The sequence below is a fragment of the Aquabacterium sp. genome (assembly GCF_049274795.1).
Classification (GTDB): domain Bacteria; phylum Pseudomonadota; class Gammaproteobacteria; order Burkholderiales; family Burkholderiaceae_C; genus Aquabacterium.
The window spans coordinates 79,657-95,770 of record NZ_JBASTH010000120.1; the positions used below are offsets into that span (position 1 = coordinate 79,657).

The 16,114-nt window shown below is 66.2% G+C and carries 13 protein-coding genes; 3 read left to right on the forward strand and 10 right to left on the reverse strand.

All coding sequences use genetic code 11. From position 1 onward, the window contains the following. Positions 1–18 precede the first annotated feature (18 nt). Positions 19–1,185, reverse strand: coding sequence for an ABC transporter substrate-binding protein (locus WAQ08_RS19850; RefSeq protein ID WP_422194088.1), 1,167 nt, complete (start codon positions 1,183–1,185; stop codon positions 19–21). Positions 1,186–1,220: 35 nt separating this feature from the next. Continuing rightward, complete coding sequence (locus tag WAQ08_RS19855) at positions 1,221–2,759, reverse strand: class I adenylate-forming enzyme family protein (protein ID WP_422194089.1); 1,539 nt, start codon at positions 2,757–2,759, stop codon at positions 1,221–1,223. A gap of 369 nt (positions 2,760–3,128) precedes the next feature. On the opposite strand from WAQ08_RS19855, the gene WAQ08_RS19860 reads away from it, so the two are divergent. Then, the gene (locus WAQ08_RS19860) at positions 3,129–4,631 is read left to right on the forward strand and encodes a 3-hydroxyacyl-CoA dehydrogenase (RefSeq protein ID WP_422194302.1); all 1,503 of its coding nucleotides are present in this window, start codon (positions 3,129–3,131) and stop codon (positions 4,629–4,631) included. Between the two features lie 92 nt (positions 4,632–4,723). Here WAQ08_RS19860 and rpoD read toward each other — a convergent pair whose 3' ends face one another. From rpoD to WAQ08_RS19900, 8 genes are all read right to left on the reverse strand, one after another. Then, positions 4,724–6,937 carry an RNA polymerase sigma factor RpoD gene (gene rpoD / locus WAQ08_RS19865; RefSeq protein ID WP_422194090.1) on the reverse strand — a complete coding sequence of 738 codons (2,214 nt, stop codon included), beginning with the start codon at positions 6,935–6,937 and terminating at the stop codon, positions 4,724–4,726. Between the two features lie 98 nt (positions 6,938–7,035). Further along, positions 7,036–9,147: a DNA primase gene (gene dnaG, locus WAQ08_RS19870; protein ID WP_422194092.1), complete on the reverse strand. Its 2,112-nt coding sequence runs from the start codon at positions 9,145–9,147 to the stop codon at positions 7,036–7,038. A gap of 82 nt (positions 9,148–9,229) precedes the next feature. Further along, positions 9,230–9,886: an adenylate kinase gene (gene adk, locus WAQ08_RS19875; RefSeq protein ID WP_422194094.1), complete on the reverse strand. Its 657-nt coding sequence runs from the start codon at positions 9,884–9,886 to the stop codon at positions 9,230–9,232. 215 nt (positions 9,887–10,101) lie between these two features. Beyond that, positions 10,102–10,857 (reverse strand): 3-deoxy-manno-octulosonate cytidylyltransferase, encoded by a 756-nt coding sequence (gene kdsB, locus WAQ08_RS19880; RefSeq protein WP_422194096.1) that lies wholly within the window; start codon positions 10,855–10,857, stop codon positions 10,102–10,104. 19 nt (positions 10,858–10,876) lie between these two features. Then, on the reverse strand, positions 10,877–11,101 hold the full coding sequence (locus WAQ08_RS19885) for a Trm112 family protein (RefSeq protein ID WP_422194097.1): 225 nt from the start codon (positions 11,099–11,101) through the stop codon (positions 10,877–10,879). 91 nt (positions 11,102–11,192) lie between these two features. Beyond that, on the reverse strand, positions 11,193–12,308 hold the full coding sequence (gene lpxK, locus WAQ08_RS19890) for a tetraacyldisaccharide 4'-kinase (protein ID WP_422194099.1): 1,116 nt from the start codon (positions 12,306–12,308) through the stop codon (positions 11,193–11,195). Between the two features lie 29 nt (positions 12,309–12,337). Then, complete coding sequence (locus WAQ08_RS19895; protein WP_422194303.1) at positions 12,338–12,799, reverse strand: ExbD/TolR family protein; 462 nt, start codon at positions 12,797–12,799, stop codon at positions 12,338–12,340. A 51-nt stretch (positions 12,800–12,850) separates the two neighbouring features. Then, positions 12,851–13,486 (reverse strand): MotA/TolQ/ExbB proton channel family protein, encoded by a 636-nt coding sequence (locus tag WAQ08_RS19900; protein WP_422194100.1) that lies wholly within the window; start codon positions 13,484–13,486, stop codon positions 12,851–12,853. A gap of 450 nt (positions 13,487–13,936) precedes the next feature. Between WAQ08_RS19900 and xseA the strand changes: the two genes are divergently transcribed. After that, entirely contained in the window at positions 13,937–15,286 is a 1,350-nt protein-coding gene (gene xseA, locus WAQ08_RS19905; protein WP_422194305.1) for an exodeoxyribonuclease VII large subunit, read from the forward strand. Positions 15,287–15,392: 106 nt separating this feature from the next. Further along, positions 15,393–15,977, forward strand: coding sequence for a superoxide dismutase [Fe] (gene sodB, locus WAQ08_RS19910; RefSeq protein WP_422194101.1), 585 nt, complete (start codon positions 15,393–15,395; stop codon positions 15,975–15,977). Positions 15,978–16,114: the final 137 nt, after the last annotated feature.

Sequence of the window (16,114 nt, forward strand, 5' to 3'; positions counted from 1 at the left end):
CTGCTTGAGGGCCAGTGCTTACCAGGGCACGCCGGGGTAGACGACGGGGCCGGTGGCCTGAGCCTTGGGCGACACGATCACGACCTTGCCACCTTGGTGCTGGCCCATGCGGTGCGTGAAGTTCAGGTTGTCGCCGTTGGCATCGAAGGTGACGCGGCCGATCAAGGTGTCGCGGCTGGTCTTGCGCACTTCATCGGCGATACCGCCCTTCTTGATCGTGCCGGCATCGGCCGAGCGGGCGATGGCCTCGAACAGGATCTGGGCCTTCACAAAGCCGAACTGGGCCAGGTAGTCCACTTCCTTGTTGTACTTCTTCTGGTAGGTCTCGGCGAATGCCTTGCCCTCGGCCGAGGTGTAGGCCACCGGGAAGGGCAGCATCGAAGTGCCGATCACGTTGGGCATCAGGTCCGGGAAGTCCTTCCACATCTTGGAGGTGGCCAGCGACCACACACCCACCACGGCCTTGACCTGAGGCTTGAGCACCTTGGCCGCACGCAGGATGCCGACGTAGTCGTTCTCGTAGCCGGACATGAACAGGATCTCGGGCTTGTCGCGCAGCTTGATCTTGTTGATGATGGGCTTGAAGTCGGTGATGGCCGGATCGAAGGCGTGCTCGTTGACCTTCACACCCTTGGCGGACAGGGCCTTGTTGAGGTTGTGCGCCAGGTCGGTCGTGGCTTCCTTGGTGGAGTACACGATCGAGATCGACTTGACCTTGAGCTCGTCGGCCAGGGCCAGCACGGCCTTCTCGTAGCCGGCGGTGTTGTTGATGCGGAAGAAGGTCTTCAGGCCGCGGCGCGACAGGCCGTCATCCACCCCACCGGCGGTGATGTAGACCAGGTTCTGCTTGGCGGCGGCTTCGGAAGCCGGGCCGATCAGGTTGGAGCCAAAGCCGCCCACGATGGCGACAGCGCCGTCCGAAGCCAGCTTTTCAACGGCCGACACGGCCTTGGCGGGGTTGGATTCGTCATCCACCGTGACCAGCTTGACCTTGTGCTTGCCGTTGGTCTTGTTGAAGATCTCGGCGGCCGTCTGGATGCCTTCGGTGAAGGCCGTGCCGGAGCGGGCCATCGCGCCAGTCATGGGCATCTGCAGGCCCACGGTGAACTCTTCGGCGCGGGCGCTCGTGGCGGCAGCGGAGCAGAAAGCCAGCGCGGCCAGGGCGCGCAGTGTCAACGTCTTCATGTGCATCGTCTCCAGGGGGGTAGGAGTGAAGGGAGTCAGCGGGAGTGGTTCAGCCGCTCGGCGGCCAGATCACGCATCGTCTTCTTGGCCAGCTTGCCGGTGGGCAGCGCTGGCAAGGGGGTCATGACCACTATCTCGCTGGGCAGCTTGTACGGCGAGAGGTGTTCACGCAGGTAGGCGGCGATCGTGTCCACATCAAGCGTGCGGCCGGGCACGGGCTCGATGAAGGCGACCACCTCCTCATTGCCGGGCACGGTGCGGCCGACCACGGCGGAGTGGGTGATGTCGGGGTGGGCGTTGAGCACCTGCTCGACCTCGACGGGGTAAACGTTGAAGCCCGAGCGGATGATCAGCTCCTTGGAGCGGCCCACGATGAACAGGCCACCGTCATCGGCCAGGCGGGCCATGTCGCCGGTGTTGAGCCAGCCATCGGGCGTGAGCACCTCGGCTGTCTGGGCGCCGGCCTTGTAATAGCCCTTCATCACGTTGGGCCCCTTGATCCACAGTTCGCCGACTACACCGGCGGGCACGGGCTCGCGCGTGGCGGTGTCCAGCAGCTTGACCTCGATGCCCGGGATGGGCGGGCCAGCGGAGCAATCCTTGCGCGGTGCATCCAGGCGCGTCTGCGCGATGGACGGCGACGCCTCGGTCATGCCGTAGCCGTTGTTCAAGATCAGGTTGAAGGTGGCTTCGAAGCGGTCCTTCAGGGCCTGGTCCAGCGGGGCGCCGCCCGATTGGGCCACGCGCAGGGTGGGGGCCTTGGGCGTGCGGCCGGGCTCTGCGCTCCAGTCCAGCAGCTTAGCGTACATGGCGGGCACGCCGTGCATCACGGTGATGCCGCCTTCGGCCAGGGCGCGTGCCAGGTGCTCCACGTCGAAACGGGGCGTGAGCACCAGCGATGCGCCGGAGCGCAAGGTGGCCAGTAGCACGGCGGTCAGGCCATACACGTGCGACAGCGGCAGCACCCCATAGACCTTGTCGCTGGCGCGCAGGTGGCGCATCTGGCAGCTGTTGCGGGCGATGAAGAGCAGGTTGGCGTGCGTGAGCATCACGCCCTTGGGCGCCCCCGAGGTGCCCGAGGTGTAGATCAGCGCGGCCACCTGATCGGCCGAGCCAGGCTCGGTGCGCTCGGGCAGGGCCTGGATGTTCACCGGCGTCACGGCCACGGCACCCAGGCGACCCATGGACACAGGCTGGGCCGTGAGCCGCTCGGCGTGCTGCGCGGCGCCGCTGGACGAGGCCGGGAAGAACACCACCAGGCGGGCGCCGGCGTGCTCGGTCATGCTGTCGATCTCGCGGGCCGACAGGCGGGCGTTGACCATGCAGAACCAAGCGTCCAGTGCGCTGCAGGCCAGGGCGAACACGGCCGTGGCGGCGTGGTTCTCGGCCACCAGCAGCACCCTGTCGCCGCTGCGCACGCCGATGTCGGCCAGCTTGAGGCGCACGCGTTCGATCTCTTGCTCGAGTTCGGCGTAGCTCAGGCGGATGTGCTCATCGGCCAGGGCGGGTGCCTGGGGGGTGAGGGCCGCCCAGTGGCTGACCAGTTGGTGGACACGCGCCGGATTGGGCTGCATGTCGAGTTCGGCGGGCGCTTGTGGCGCTGTGCCTTTTCGATCCAGTAATTCCATTTAGCAGAACTTGATATCAATCAGCAGAACAACTGGGCGGCATCATGGCATGTGAACCAAGGCTGTTCAAGGCTAAAACGCTAGGTGAAAACACTAGGAACTTGTGAATGAAAACGCAGTTGTTTTCAGGTGCAATGGCATGCTCGGGTCAATTACAGAATAAGGTTCTGCTAATTGGAATGAAAAGCCGAGGCGCCATAAATCCTTTATATTTAAAGTATTTCCAGATCACTCCCGGAGCCCTTGATGTCTTCTGATTCCTCTGCCGCTTCCCCGCTTTCCGCTGCCACGGCCGCTCCGTCTGGCTTTGCCTGCATGGGGGTGGTGGGTACCGGCGTGATGGGCAAGGGCATTGCCCAGATCGCGGCCCAGGCGGGCCTGCAGGTGCTGCTGTTCGATGCCCGCCCGCAGGCTGCGCAAGATGCGGTGGACGACCTGGGCCGTACCTTGGCGCGCCTGGCCGAGAAGGGCAAGCTGAGCGCTGAAGCCCTGGCCAAGGCACAGGCCAACCTGCGTGCCGTCAGCACCGTGGACGGCCTGGCGCCATGCGATCTGGTGGTCGAGGCTATTGCCGAGAACATTGATGCCAAGCGGCAGCTCTTCAGCCAGCTCGAAGGCCTGCTGTCGGACCAGGCCGTGCTGGCCACGAACACCTCGTCGCTGTCGGTCACGTCCATCGCGGCGGGCCTGAGCCTGCCGCAGCGCGTGGCGGGCTTCCACTTCTTCAACCCGGTGCCCTTGATGAAGATCGTCGAGGTGATCGATGGCTTGCTGACCGACCGCAACGTGTCCGAGCGCCTGCTGGCCCTGGGCCGCGAGATGGGCCACACCGCCGTGCGCGCGCAGGACACCCCGGGCTTCATCGTCAACCACGCGGGCCGCGGCTATGGCACCGAATCCCTGCGCCTGCTGGCCGAAGGTGTCGGCAGCATCGAGGACATCGACCGCGTGCTGCGCGACACTGCGGGCTTCCGCCTCGGCCCCTTTGAGCTGATGGACCTGACCGGCCTGGACGTGTCGCACCCGGTGATGGAGTCGATCTACCACCAGTACTACGAAGAGCCACGCTTCCGCCCGCAGCCGCTAACGCGCCAGATGCTGGGCGCCGGCGTGCTGGGCCGCAAGACCAGCCGAGGCTTCTACCGCTACAACGATGGCCAGCAGGAGCGGTCTGCCGAGGCGCCCACGGGCGATGCCCGCCCGGCCCGCGTGTGGGTGAGCCGCAAGCACCCCGAAGGACATGCGCGCACGGTGGCCCTGCTGGAGCAGTTGGGCGCCACCATCGATGCCGCCGAGAGCCCCTGTGCCGACAGCCTGTGCATCGTCACCCCGCTGGGTGAAGACGCGACCAGCCTGGCCGTGGCCGAAGGCCTGGACCCGACGCGCACGATCGCGCTGGACACCTTGTTCGACACCAGCCGCCGCCGTGTGCTGGCTGCCACGCCCGTGACGACATTGGAAGCTCGTGCGCAGGCCCGAGGCCTGTTCGGTGCCGACGGCGTGCCCGTGACCTTGCTGCTGGACAGCGCCGGCCTGGTGGCTGCGCGCGTGGTGGCCACCATCGTCAACATCGCCAGCGAGATGGCGCAGCACGGCGTGGCCGCGCCGGCCGACATTGACCGTGCGGTGCAACTGGGTCTGGGCTACCCGTGGGGCCCGCTGGCCTGGGGTGATCGCCTCGGCGCGGGCACCGTGCTGACCGTGCTGGAGAATCTGCAAGCCTCGACCGGCGACCCCCGCTATCGCCCCAGCCCCTGGCTGCGTCGCTGCGCCCAACTGGGCCTGAGCCTGCTCACGCAGGATCTGTCGCGGGGTTGATCCTTCGCACTGCACCGGGCCTGTCGAAGGCGGGCTTGCGAAAACAAAAACGCCCGGCATGACCGGGCGTTTTCTTTGGGAGGATCAACCGATCACAGGTTGTCCAGGTAGGTGCGCAGCTTGTCGCTCCGGCTGGGGTGCTTGAGCTTGCGAATCGCCTTGGCCTCGATCTGACGGATCCGCTCACGCGTCACGTCGAACTGCTTGCCCACTTCTTCCAGCGTGTGGTCGGTGGACATCTCGATACCGAAGCGCATGCGCAGCACCTTGGCCTCACGCGGCGTCAGCGAATCGAGGATGTCCTTCACGACGTCGCGCAGGCCAGCCTGCATCGCGGCCTCGATGGGCGCGGTGTTGTTCGTGTCCTCGATGAAGTCGCCCAGGTGGCTGTCGTCGTCGTCCCCGATGGGCGTTTCCATCGAGATCGGCTCCTTGGCGATCTTCATGATCTTGCGGATCTTGTCCTCCGGCATCTCCATCTTGGCGGCCAGCGTGGGGGCATCGGGCTCGAAGCCGAACTCCTGCAAGTGCTGACGCGAGATGCGGTTCATCTTGTTGATCGTTTCGATCATGTGAACCGGGATGCGGATGGTGCGGGCCTGGTCCGCGATCGAGCGCGTGATGGCCTGGCGGATCCACCACGTGGCGTAGGTCGAGAACTTGTAGCCGCGGCGGTATTCGAACTTGTCCACCGCCTTCATCAGGCCGATGTTGCCTTCCTGGATCAGGTCCAGGAACTGCAGGCCGCGGTTGGTGTACTTCTTCGCGATCGAGATCACCAGGCGCAGGTTGGCCTCGATCATTTCCTTCTTGGCATCGCGCGAGGCCTTCTCGCCCTCGTTCATGCGCTTGTTGATCTGCTTGAGATCTTCAATGGGCACGACGGCCTTGGCCTGCAGGTCGATCAGCTTCTGCTGGAGTTCCTGGATGGCGGGCAGGCTGCGGCCCATCACGGCGCTGTAAGGCTTGCCGGCGGCGGCTTCCTTCTCGGACCACTTCAGGTTCAGCACGTTGGGCGGGAAGGTTTTGATGAACTGGTCTTGCGGCATGCCGCACTTGTCCACCACGATCTTGCGCAGCTCGCGCTCATAGCGGCGCACGTCATCGACCTGCGAGCGCAGCACGTCGCACAGGCGCTCAATGGTCTTGACCGTGAAGCGGATGGTCATCAGGTCATCGCTGATGGCTTCCTGGGCCTTGTTGTACGAGCCGGACTTGTAGCCGTCCTTCTCGAAGGACTTGGCCATCTTCTCGAAGTGCGTGCGCAGCGTGTCGAACTTCTCCAGCGCCACGTTCTTGAGCTCTTCGAGCTTCTTGGTCAGGGCCTTGGAGCCGCCCTGGCCGTCGTCGTCGTCCTCTTCGTCGAACTCGTCGAAGTCTTCCTCGGCCACGTAGTCGTCGGCCTCGCTTTCGGACACGAAGCCATCGACCACTTCGGAGATGGTCATCTCACCGGCGCGGATCTTGTCGGACAGCGACAGGATCTCGGCGATGGTGGTGGGCGAGGCCGAGATGGCCAGCATCATGGCCTGCAGGCCACCTTCGATGCGCTTGGCGATTTCGATTTCGCCTTCGCGGGTCAGCAACTCGACCGAGCCCATTTCGCGCATGTACATGCGGACGGGGTCGGTGGTGCGGCCGAACTCGGAGTCCACCGTCGAGAGGGCCGCTTCGGCTTCTTCTTCGGCTTCTTCTTCCGTCGCGGTGCTGGTGGCCTGGTTGGTCAGCAGCAGCGTGGCGGCGTCGGGGGCCTGCTCGTACACGGCCACGCCCATGTCGTTCAACATGGAGATGATGGCCTCGAGGATTTCGGCCTCGACGAGCTTTTCGGGCAAGTGGTCGTTGATTTCCTGATGGGTCAGGAAACCACGGGTCTTGCCCATCTTGATCAGGGTCTTGAGCTCCTGGCGGCGCTTGTTGACCTCCTCTTCGGACAGGGCGGTGTCATCAATGCCGAACTCGCGCATCAGTGCGCGCTCCTTGGCGCGCGAGACCTTCATGCGCAAGGGCTTGGCCTTGGGCTTGTCTTCGATGCTGTTGCTGCCTTCGTCGGCATCGGCCTCGCCAGATTCGACGTCACCTTCGAGGTCGGCCTCGACGTCGCCAATGTCCTCGTCCTCGAACTTGGACTTCTTGGTGTCTTTGGCCGCGACGGCGGTGGTTTCCTTGGGCTTGCGTCCGCGCTTCTTGGGCTCGGTGTCCGCGGCCTTGTCAGTGGCTTTTTTGGCGGCGGCGCTCTTCTTGGTTTTTTCTGCGCTCACGTCGGCATCGGCCAGGGCAGTCTTCGCGGTCTTCTTCGCGGTCATGCGGATCCTTCGAAAGGGGTGGCAGTCTCTATGGGAACCCTCCATTATCCGTCAAGCGGGGGAAGGCGTCAAAAAAATGGCGTGAAGACACGCCGAAGCTAGCCGGAGATTGGGCGTAACCGGCTGATCTCAAGTTTCAGGGCATTGGCTTGGCGGATCAGATCCACCTTGCGGGCCTCAGCGGTGTCGGACAACTCGCCCGACTGCAGCAGCAGTTCAAGCTCATCGTTGAGCGCCTGGAGTTGCAGGGGGCGGATCAGGGCGATCAGCTCCTCGGCGGTTTCCTGTCCGTTTGCTACATCATGAAAATTTTCCAGGCGTTGCGCCAGGGCTGACAGGGCTTCATCGGCGGGAGGGCCGCTCCAGGGCACATCGGGCGTTGTGTCGCCCGGCACAGGGCCTTGTGCTTGGATCCGCAGTTGCGCCAGAAGTTCCGTGGCGTTGACAGGGCCTTGATCGGCCACCAGGCGGTCCAGCCAGCCGAAGAAGGCGCCCAGCGGCACAGGCTGGTCGCACATCAGGTCGTGCATGTCGGCGGGCAGTTGCTCCCACAGGTCACTGCGGTGGGCGAGCAGCCAGGCGGCGCGCTCCAGGGGGCGGGCCGCCTGAGGGGGCGGGCGCATGGCCGTGCGGCCCTGGCGCTCCCAGCCGTTGCCATCACGGCGCCAGCGGCCCTTGCCGCCTTTGCCACCCTGCCAGTCGCCACCGCCGCGCTGCTTGCGCGGGCGGCTGTCGTAGGGCGGCTGGTAGTCGTCGTAGGCGGGCTGGGCTTCGTACGAGGCGAAGTCGGCGTCGTCATACACAGGCGGGCCACCGTCCGAAGGGCTGTCGCCGACTTGGGTGGATCCAGATGCGGGGCGACGCGCTCGCCCGCGTCCGTCAGCACCGTCCTGGCCATGCTGGGCCAGCCGGCGGCGCAGGTCGTCCACATTGGCTTTAGCCTGGGCGGCCAACTCATCGACGATCTGGTCGCGCAGGCCGCCTTCCGGCAGTTGTGCCAGCAGCGGCACGGCCTGGGCCAGCAGGCGCACGCGGCCTTCGGCGCTGTCCAGGTCGCAATCCTGTGCGGCATGCTGGATCAGCTGTCGAGACAGCGGCACGGCCTGTTTCACGCAGGCCTCGAAAGCCTCGGCGCCGTTCTCGCGGATGTAGCTGTCCGGATCGTGCTCGGCGGGCAGGAACAGGAAGGTGATGCGGCGCGTGTCGGTGGCGTGGGGCAGGGCGGCCTCCAGCGCGCGCCCGGCGGCACGGCGGCCTGCCGCATCGCCGTCGAAGCTGAAGACCACCTGCTCGGTGAACCGGAACAGCTTGTGCACGTGCTCGGCCGTGCAGGCCGTGCCCAGCGTGGCCACGGCGTTGGCATAGCCCCATTGCGCCAGGGCCACCACGTCCATGTAGCCCTCGGTCACGATTACATAGCCCTTGTTGCGCAGGGCGGTGCGAGCCTCGTACAGGCCGTAGAGCTCGCGGCCCTTGCTGAACACCGGCGTCTCGGGCGAGTTCAGGTACTTGGGCTCGCCCTTGTCCAGCACGCGCCCGCCGAAGCCGATCACCTCGCCCTGCACCGAGCGGATCGGGAACATGATGCGATCACGGAAGCGGTCGTAGCGGCGCACCTCGGCCGGGTCGGCGTTGTTCTGGTCTTGCGGCACGATGACCAGGCCGGATTCAACCAGCAGCGGGTCGTCATAACGCGGAAAGACGCTGGCCAGGCCGCGCCAGCCATCTGGCGCATAGCCCAGGGCGAAGCGGGCGGCGATCTCGCCAGTCAGGCCGCGGCCCTTGAGATAGCTCACGGCGCGCGGGCTGGTCTTGAGTTGCTGGCGCCAGTTCTGCGTGGCCTTGCCCATCACGTCGGTGAGCGACTGCTGTTTCTCTTTTTGCTGCTTGGCCTTTTCGCGGTCTTCGGGCCGGGCGTCGTCTTCCGGCACCTGCATGCCCTGCATCTGGGCCAGTTCCTTCACGGCCTCGACGAAGCCCAGGCCGGCGTGTTCCATCAGGAAGCCGACCGCATTGCCGTGCACGCCGCAGCCGAAACAGTGGTATGTCTGCCGGCTGGGGCTGACGATGAAGCTGGGGGATTTCTCGCCGTGGAAGGGGCACAGGCCCTTGTAGTTGATCCCGGCCTTTTTGAGCGTGACATGGCGGCCGACGATGTCGGCGATGTCGGTGCGGGCCAGCAGGTCCTGTATGAACGACGAGGGGATCACGGGTGCAGCATACAAACAAAACAGCCCCGGCGGGCCGGGGCTGCTGAATCGGCGGCGCAGGGCCGGCCGATGGTGCCTGGTCTTACTTCGACAGGGCTTCGAGCGCGCGCGTGGTGATTTCGTCCACGGTGCCGATGCCGCTGATCTTGGCGCAGCGAGGGGCGCCGGCCTCGCCGGAGGTGGCCCAGTCGCTGTAGTACTTCACGAGGGGGCGCGTCTGCTGGTGGTAGATGTCCAGGCGCTTGCGCACGGTCTCTTCCTTGTCGTCCTCACGCTGGATCAGGTCTTCGCCGGTGGCGTCGTCCTTGCCTGCCACCTTGGGCGGGTTGTACTTGACGTGGTAGGTGCGGCCCGAGGCCACGTGCACGCGGCGACCGCTCATGCGCTCGATGATGGCTTCATCGGGCACGTCGATCTCGAGCACCACGTCGAGGTTCACGCCGGCGGCCTTCATGGCGTCGGCCTGAGGGAGGGTGCGGGGAAAGCCGTCGAACAGGAAACCGTTGGTGCAATCGGGCTGGGTGATGCGCTCCTTGACCAGGCCGATGATGATGTCGTCGCTGACCAGTTGGCCTGCGTCCATCACCTTCTTGGCGGCCAGGCCCAGTTCGGTGCCAGCCTTGACGGCCGCGCGCAGCATGTCACCCGTCGAGATCTGGGGAATGCCGTACTTCTGGCAGAGGAACGCTGCTTGCGTGCCTTTGCCGGCGCCAGGTGCGCCCAACAGGATCAGTTTCATGTAGCTCCTCGGTAACCTATGGTGCCGGTCAGGCTTTTGACCATGACCCCGACCATGATAAGCGCGTGAGGATATCACGCGCACCCCCGTGTTCAGCCAGGGTTGCTCCCGGTTGGTGCATCCGGACGCCCCTTTCTCGTCCGGGTAGGACGTTTGCACGAACCGCGCCAGTGACCATGGCTCGCGCGCATCTTAGGCGAGGCCTCTGATGCAACTCAGCGCTTGAACAGGCGGCGCACGCGTTCCAGGTCGGCGGGGGTGTCGACCCCGGTACCGGGCGCCGTGGGCGTGATGTGCACGGCGATGCGGTGGCCATGCCACAGCACCCGCAGTTGTTCCAGCGATTCGACCTGCTCCAGCGGGCTGGCACTCAGTTGCGGGAAGCTGCGCAGATAGCCTGCGCGGTAGCCGTACAAGCCGATGTGGCGCAGCGGCTGGGCGGCGCCCGTGGCTGGCGTGGCCGGCGCGGGGGCATCGCGCCACCAGGGGATGGGCGCGCGCGAAAAATACAGCGCCCGCTGTTGCGCATCGAGCACGACCTTGACCACGTTGGGGCTGGCGAAATCCGCCGCATCGTCAATGGGGTGGGCCGCAGTGCTCATCACGCAATCGGTCTGGGCAGCCAGCAGGCTGGCGCAGGCATCCACCAGCGTGGGATCGATCAAGGGCTCGTCACCCTGCACGTTGACGACGATGGTGTCGTCAGGCAATTGCAGCAGGGCGCAGGCCTCGGCCAGGCGGTCGGAGCCGGTGGCATGGTCCTGGCGTGTCATCACGGCGCGCACGCCATGCCGCTCGCAGGCTTCCACGATGGAGGGGGCATCGGCTGCCACCACCACGGCACTGGCCTGGCTCTGCGCCGCGCGGCGCGCCACGCGCACCACCATGGGCAGCCCGCCGATGTCGGCCAGGGGTTTGTCAGGCAGGCGGCTGGAGGCCAGCCGCGCAGGGATCAGCACGGTGTAGGACATGGCAGGACAGGCCTGAGGGTCAGCCGGGCTGGCCGGGCAAGGCGGACGGCGTGCCGGCAGGGGCAGGCGAGGGTGCGCCCTGGTCGAGCGACACGGCCTCGTTTTCCAGCATCACGGGGATGCCATCGCGGATGGGAAAGGCCAGACGATCCGCGGGGCAGACCAGGGCCTGGCCGTCGTCGCCGCGTTGCAGGGGGCCTTTGCACACGGGGCAGACCAGCAGTTCAATGAGTCGGGTGTCCATGGGGTGAGGGTAACAGGGAGATGGTGGCTTGGCGCAGTGGTCGGCCAAATTGCCAGGGCACTGGTGCAGACGGGTGGATCAGTCGGGTGGCTCAGGCCGGCGAGGCGTCTGGCGCCACACTGGCGCCGCCAGCCTTGGCGTGCAGTTCAGCGAGGCGCTGGTCCAGGGCCTGCCAGAAGCCCTTTTCGGGCTGGAAGTCCAGCGAGGCAACCCACACCTGCGTGTCGGGGCGTTGCTGTGCCAGCTGTTGTGGGCTGAGCTTGACGGCGTCCTTCTCGGTCAGCACGACGTGGCGAACGTGCGCTGGCCAGGGCAGGGGATCGAGCTGGTCGTGATCGGGGCGGGGGCAGGCGGTGAAGTCCAGCCCCAGGCGCTTGAGCGGCTTGAAGAAGCGCTGGGGCTGTGCGATGCCGGCGATGGCCCACAACTGGTTCGGCGGTGTCTGCTTGAGCACCTCAGGTACCCGCGGCCCCTGGGCGGGGGGAGGGCTGCCGTTCCACCAGTCTTCCCAGCGTTGCAGCGGGGCCAGGGCCTTGAGCGCCAGGTGGCCGCTCAGGCGTGTGCTGGGTTTGGCCGCGTTGTACAGCACGAGCGCGGGGCGGTCGCAACCCGGGCCTGGTGGCACGTCGATCGGTTCGCGGAGCAGGCCCGCAGGCAGCAGCCAGCCATTGCCCTGGCCGCGTTCATCGAACACCACGATCTCGATCTGGCGTGCCAGCGCCCAGTGCTGCAGGCCGTCATCGCACACCAGCACATCGATCTCGGGGTGGGCCTTGAGCAGCACCTGGCCGGCGTCATGGCGCCGCGCGGCAATGCCCATCGGGGCCGCGGTGTGCCGCCAGATCAGCCAGCATTCATCACCCACCTGGCGCGCATTGAGGCCGTCTTCCGTGCTGGCATCGAGCACGACGGGCTGCGCGCCGCCTTCACGACCATAGCCGCGGGAGAGCACGCCGGGCTGCCAGCCCTGGGCCCGAAGGTGCCGCACCAGGGCCAGCACGGTCGGGGTCTTGCCGGCACCACCCACCACGCGGTTGCCCACCACGATGACCGGCACAGGCAGGCCGCGGGTGATCTTCCAGCCTCGTTGATAGGCCAGGCGCCGCAGGTTCAGCAGGCCCTGCATCAGCGCATGAAGCGGCCACAGCAGGCGCGCGGCCCATCCCCGCCGCAGCCATTGTCGTGTGAGCCAGGCGGAGGCAGACATGGGTGAGGTGCAGGCCTGGGGCGTGAGCCTCAGGGCTCGTTGGCCGCTGCGGCAGCACCTGCGCTGCCGGTGCCGCCGGTTTGCTGGCCTTGCGTGGCGAAGGTCAACTGGTGCAGGCCCACGCGCCGGGCCGCGTCCATCACGTTGATCACGCTCTGGTGCGTGGCGGCCGCATCGGCGTTGATGACCACGATGGTGTCTTTGGCAGAGCCGGCCTGCCGCGAGAGGGCAGCGGCCAGCAGTTCGACGCTGCGGCCCTCTACCTGCTGCTGGTTGACCATGTAGCGCCCATCGGCGCTCACCAGGATGCTGAGTTCCTTGGGGCGCGCCTTGGTCGATTGCGCATCGGCCGTGGGCAGGTTGATCTTCAGCTCGGTCAGGCGCGAATAGGTCGTGGTGAGCATCAGGAAGATGAGCACGACCAGCAGCACGTCGATGAACGGGATCAGGTTGATCTCCGGCTCCTCGGTGCGGCGGTGGCGGAAGTTCATCGGCATCGCGGGATCCTTGGGGGCTGGCGTCCGGGTGCGGTCAGTGCTGGCTCAGCGGCGCGGCGCGTTGAGCCGGATAAGGTGCGACACCAGACGGTCGGCGGCCAGTTCCATCTGCAGCGCGAAGCCATCCACACGGCCACGGAAGTGCCGGTAGGCGATCAGCGAGGGGATGGCCACGATCAGGCCGAAGGCGGTGTTGTACAGCGCGATGGAGATGCCGTGGGCCAGCTCCTGCGGGTTGCCGCCGCTGCCCGAGGGACCGGCACCGCTGGCGCCGAAGATCTCGATCATGCCGATGACGGTGCCCAGCAGCCCCAGCAGCGGTGCGGCTGCCGCGATGGTGCCCAGCGCGTTGAGGTTGCGCTCGAGCTGGTACATGGCCTGGCGCCCGGCGGCTTCGAGCGCGCCGCGAAGGTGCTCTTCGCTGGGGCGCGGGTCGGTGGCGGCCTGCAGGCCATGGGCCAGCACGTTGCCCAGCGTGGAGTTTTCCGACAGCTTGGTGATGGTGTCCGTGGACGGCAGATTGGCGCGCGTCACCGAGATCACCTCGTCGACCAGCCGGGGTGGCGCCACGCGGGCGGTGCGCAGGCTCAGCGCCCGCTCGATGATCAGGGCCAGGGCCACGACGGAGCACAACAGCAGTGGAATGATCGGCCAGCCAGCGGCCTGTAAGATCGACAGCAACGGTGTCTCCCGGGGTCGGGGCGGGGCGTGAAACACCATCCGCCGGAGCTTGGAAAAGGCGCATTATCGCGTTGAAATCTCACAAACTCCGAGGGTCGGCACCCGTGTTGCAAGCCCCGAGGTTTCCCGCGGTCGTTCAGGTGTGCACCGCACAAGTCATCCACCGTTCTTGTGGATAACTTTGTGGGAAACCGGGTGGATGGCGGCCCAGCCCCTGGGAAAATCGCGGCCTTTGTTAATTTGCTTAAAAATTAGGCGGCGATTTGTTCAATGAAATCAATTACTTATGACATTGTTAAGCGTCTGTGACAGTGAAAAGGGCCTGCGGAGCCCTGTCCAGGGGCTCTGTGGACACCACGGCCCAGCATTGGCGCGGCCCGCAGCCCGATCAACGCGGCGCATGACGAAGCCGGGGCGCGCGTGAGTGCCGGCACGGACGATTGGGGCTTGCTGTCCCACCACGCCCAGCCTTCTGGGGCATCCGCCGGGGCCAGGGTCTGGGGTGTGGCCGCCCTGGTGCAGGCCGTGGGCGACACGCTGGCAGTCCGCTATGGCGGCGTCGTGGTCAAGGGCGAGATCAGCGGTTTCACGCGCGCGGCCAGCGGCCATGGCTATTTCACGCTCAAGGACGAATGGGGACAGGCCAGCTTGCGCTGCGCGATGTTCCGCCGTGCGCTGTCCCAGGTCGACTTCAGCCCGCGCGAGGGGCAGCTTGTCGAGGCCCGTGGGCGCCTGTCGGTCTACGAGGCACGGGGCGAGCTGCAGATGGTGGTCGAGGGCCTGACGCAGGCCGGCGCCGGTGCGCTCTACGAGCAGTTTCTGCGCCTCAAGGCGCGCCTGGAGGCCGAAGGCCTGTTCGACGAGGCCCGCAAGCGGCCCATTCCGTCGTTTCCCCGCCGCATCGCGGTGGTCACCTCCCTGGCGGCGGCGGCCCTGCGCGATGTGGTCACGGCCTTGCGCCGGCGTGTGCCGCACATCGAAGCCATCATCGTGCCCTGCGCGGTGCAGGGCGCGGAGGCACCGGCCCAGATCGTCGATGCGCTGGCTAAGGTGGTCTGGCTGGACCGCGATGCCCGTGCCCGTGACGCGTTGGGGCAGGGCATCGACACGGTCATTCTGTGCCGTGGCGGTGGCTCGCTCGAAGACCTGTGGTCCTTCAACGACGAGCGGGTGGTGCGTGCCGTGGCGGCCTGCCCGGTGCCTGTGATCTGCGGCGTCGGCCATGAAACCGATGTGACGCTGGCCGATCTGGCCGCCGACCTGCGTGCGCCCACGCCCACCGCGGCAGCCGAGCTGGTGGCCAGCCCGCAGGCCCAGTCCCTGTACGAGCTGGGCGCCCTGGCCGGCCGCATGCAATGGCGCGTGCGGCAGCAACTGGACCGCCAGGCCCAGTCGCTGGACAACCTGGCCTTGCGCCTGTCGCGGCCCGCGCAGATGGTGGGTCGCTACCAGCAGCAATTGGCGCAACTGGAGTCCCGGCTCAAGGGCAGCGTGCGTGAGTCCGTAGCATCGGCGCGACATCGCCTGGCCCCGGTGCCGGCCCAACTGACGCGTGCCGTGGCGCACCGTGTGGCGTGGACACGTCAGCACCAGGAGCACCTGGGCTTGCGCCTGGCCGCGCTGGACCCTCAGCGCGTGCTGGAGCGCGGCTATGCCTGGCTGGGCACAGTGGATGGTGAGCCCGTCACCACCGTGGACGTTGTGCAGGCCGGGCAAAGCCTCCAGGTGCGCATGGCCGATGGTCGCCTCGATGTGGATGTACGACAGGTGCTGGCAAGTGGGGCCGACAAGTCGCCTTAAGCCCGGATCCTCGTGTGAGGAATTTGCTCATGCGCGCATCTTCCAAGCCCTCGTGCCTACAATCGATGCCGATCCGTTTTCATCCCCAACCATCGGAACAAGCACCATGGCACAACACACGCTTCCCCCCCTGCCGTTCGCGCAGGACGCGCTGGCCCCCCACATCTCGAAGGAGACCTTCGAGTACCACTACGCCAAGCACCACCAGGCCTATGTCACGAACCTCAACAACCTGATCCCTGGTACCGAGTTCGAGAACCTGCCCCTGGAAGAGATCATCAAGAAGTCCAGCGGCGGCATCTACAACAACGCCGCCCAGGTGTGGAACCACACCTTCTTCTGGAACTCGCTCAAGCCCAACGGCGGTGGCGAGCCCACTGGCGCCTTGGCCGATGCCATCAACGCCAAGTTCGGCAGCTTCGCGGCCTTCAAGGAAGCCTTCACCAAGTCGGCCGTCGGTAACTTCGGTTCCGGCTGGACCTGGCTGGTCAAGAAGCCCGATGGCACCGTGGACATTGTCAACACGGGCGCCGCCGGCACCCCGCTGACCACCGCCGACACGGCCCTGCTGACCATCGACGTGTGGGAGCATGCCTACTACATCGACTACCGCAACGCCCGTCCCAAGTTCGTGGAGACCTTCCTGAACAGCCTGGCGAACTGGGACTTCGCTGCCAAGAACTTCGGTTGATCCGAAACAACGAAAGCCGGGCAGTGCCCGGCTTTTTTCATGACTGCGGTCTGAACACATCCCCTCCAATGTCGCCTGGCTTTCATAAATTCGAGCCCATGCGCATGGCAGCCTTGGAGGATCGGTGATACAGTTGC

Excerpts from the sequence above, each read along its gene's own strand:
- WAQ08_RS19850 (WP_422194088.1), bottom strand. The coding sequence starts at position 1,185 with ATGAAGACGTTGACACTGCGCGCCCTGGCCGCGCTGGCTTTCTGCTCC.
- WAQ08_RS19855 (WP_422194089.1), bottom strand. The coding sequence starts at position 2,759 with ATGCAGCCCAATCCGGCGCGTGTCCACCAACTGGTCAGCCACTGGGCG.
- WAQ08_RS19860 (WP_422194302.1), top strand. The coding sequence starts at position 3,129 with ATGGGGGTGGTGGGTACCGGCGTGATGGGCAAGGGCATTGCCCAGATC.
- rpoD (WP_422194090.1), bottom strand. The coding sequence starts at position 6,937 with ATGACCGCGAAGAAGACCGCGAAGACTGCCCTGGCCGATGCCGACGTG.
- adk (WP_422194094.1), bottom strand. The coding sequence starts at position 9,886 with ATGAAACTGATCCTGTTGGGCGCACCTGGCGCCGGCAAAGGCACGCAA.
- kdsB (WP_422194096.1), bottom strand. The coding sequence starts at position 10,857 with ATGTCCTACACCGTGCTGATCCCTGCGCGGCTGGCCTCCAGCCGCCTG.
- WAQ08_RS19885 (WP_422194097.1), bottom strand. The coding sequence starts at position 11,101 with ATGGACACCCGACTCATTGAACTGCTGGTCTGCCCCGTGTGCAAAGGC.
- lpxK (WP_422194099.1), bottom strand. The coding sequence starts at position 12,308 with ATGTCTGCCTCCGCCTGGCTCACACGACAATGGCTGCGGCGGGGATGG.
- WAQ08_RS19895 (WP_422194303.1), bottom strand. The coding sequence starts at position 12,799 with ATGAACTTCCGCCACCGCCGCACCGAGGAGCCGGAGATCAACCTGATC.
- sodB (WP_422194101.1), top strand. The coding sequence starts at position 15,393 with ATGGCACAACACACGCTTCCCCCCCTGCCGTTCGCGCAGGACGCGCTG.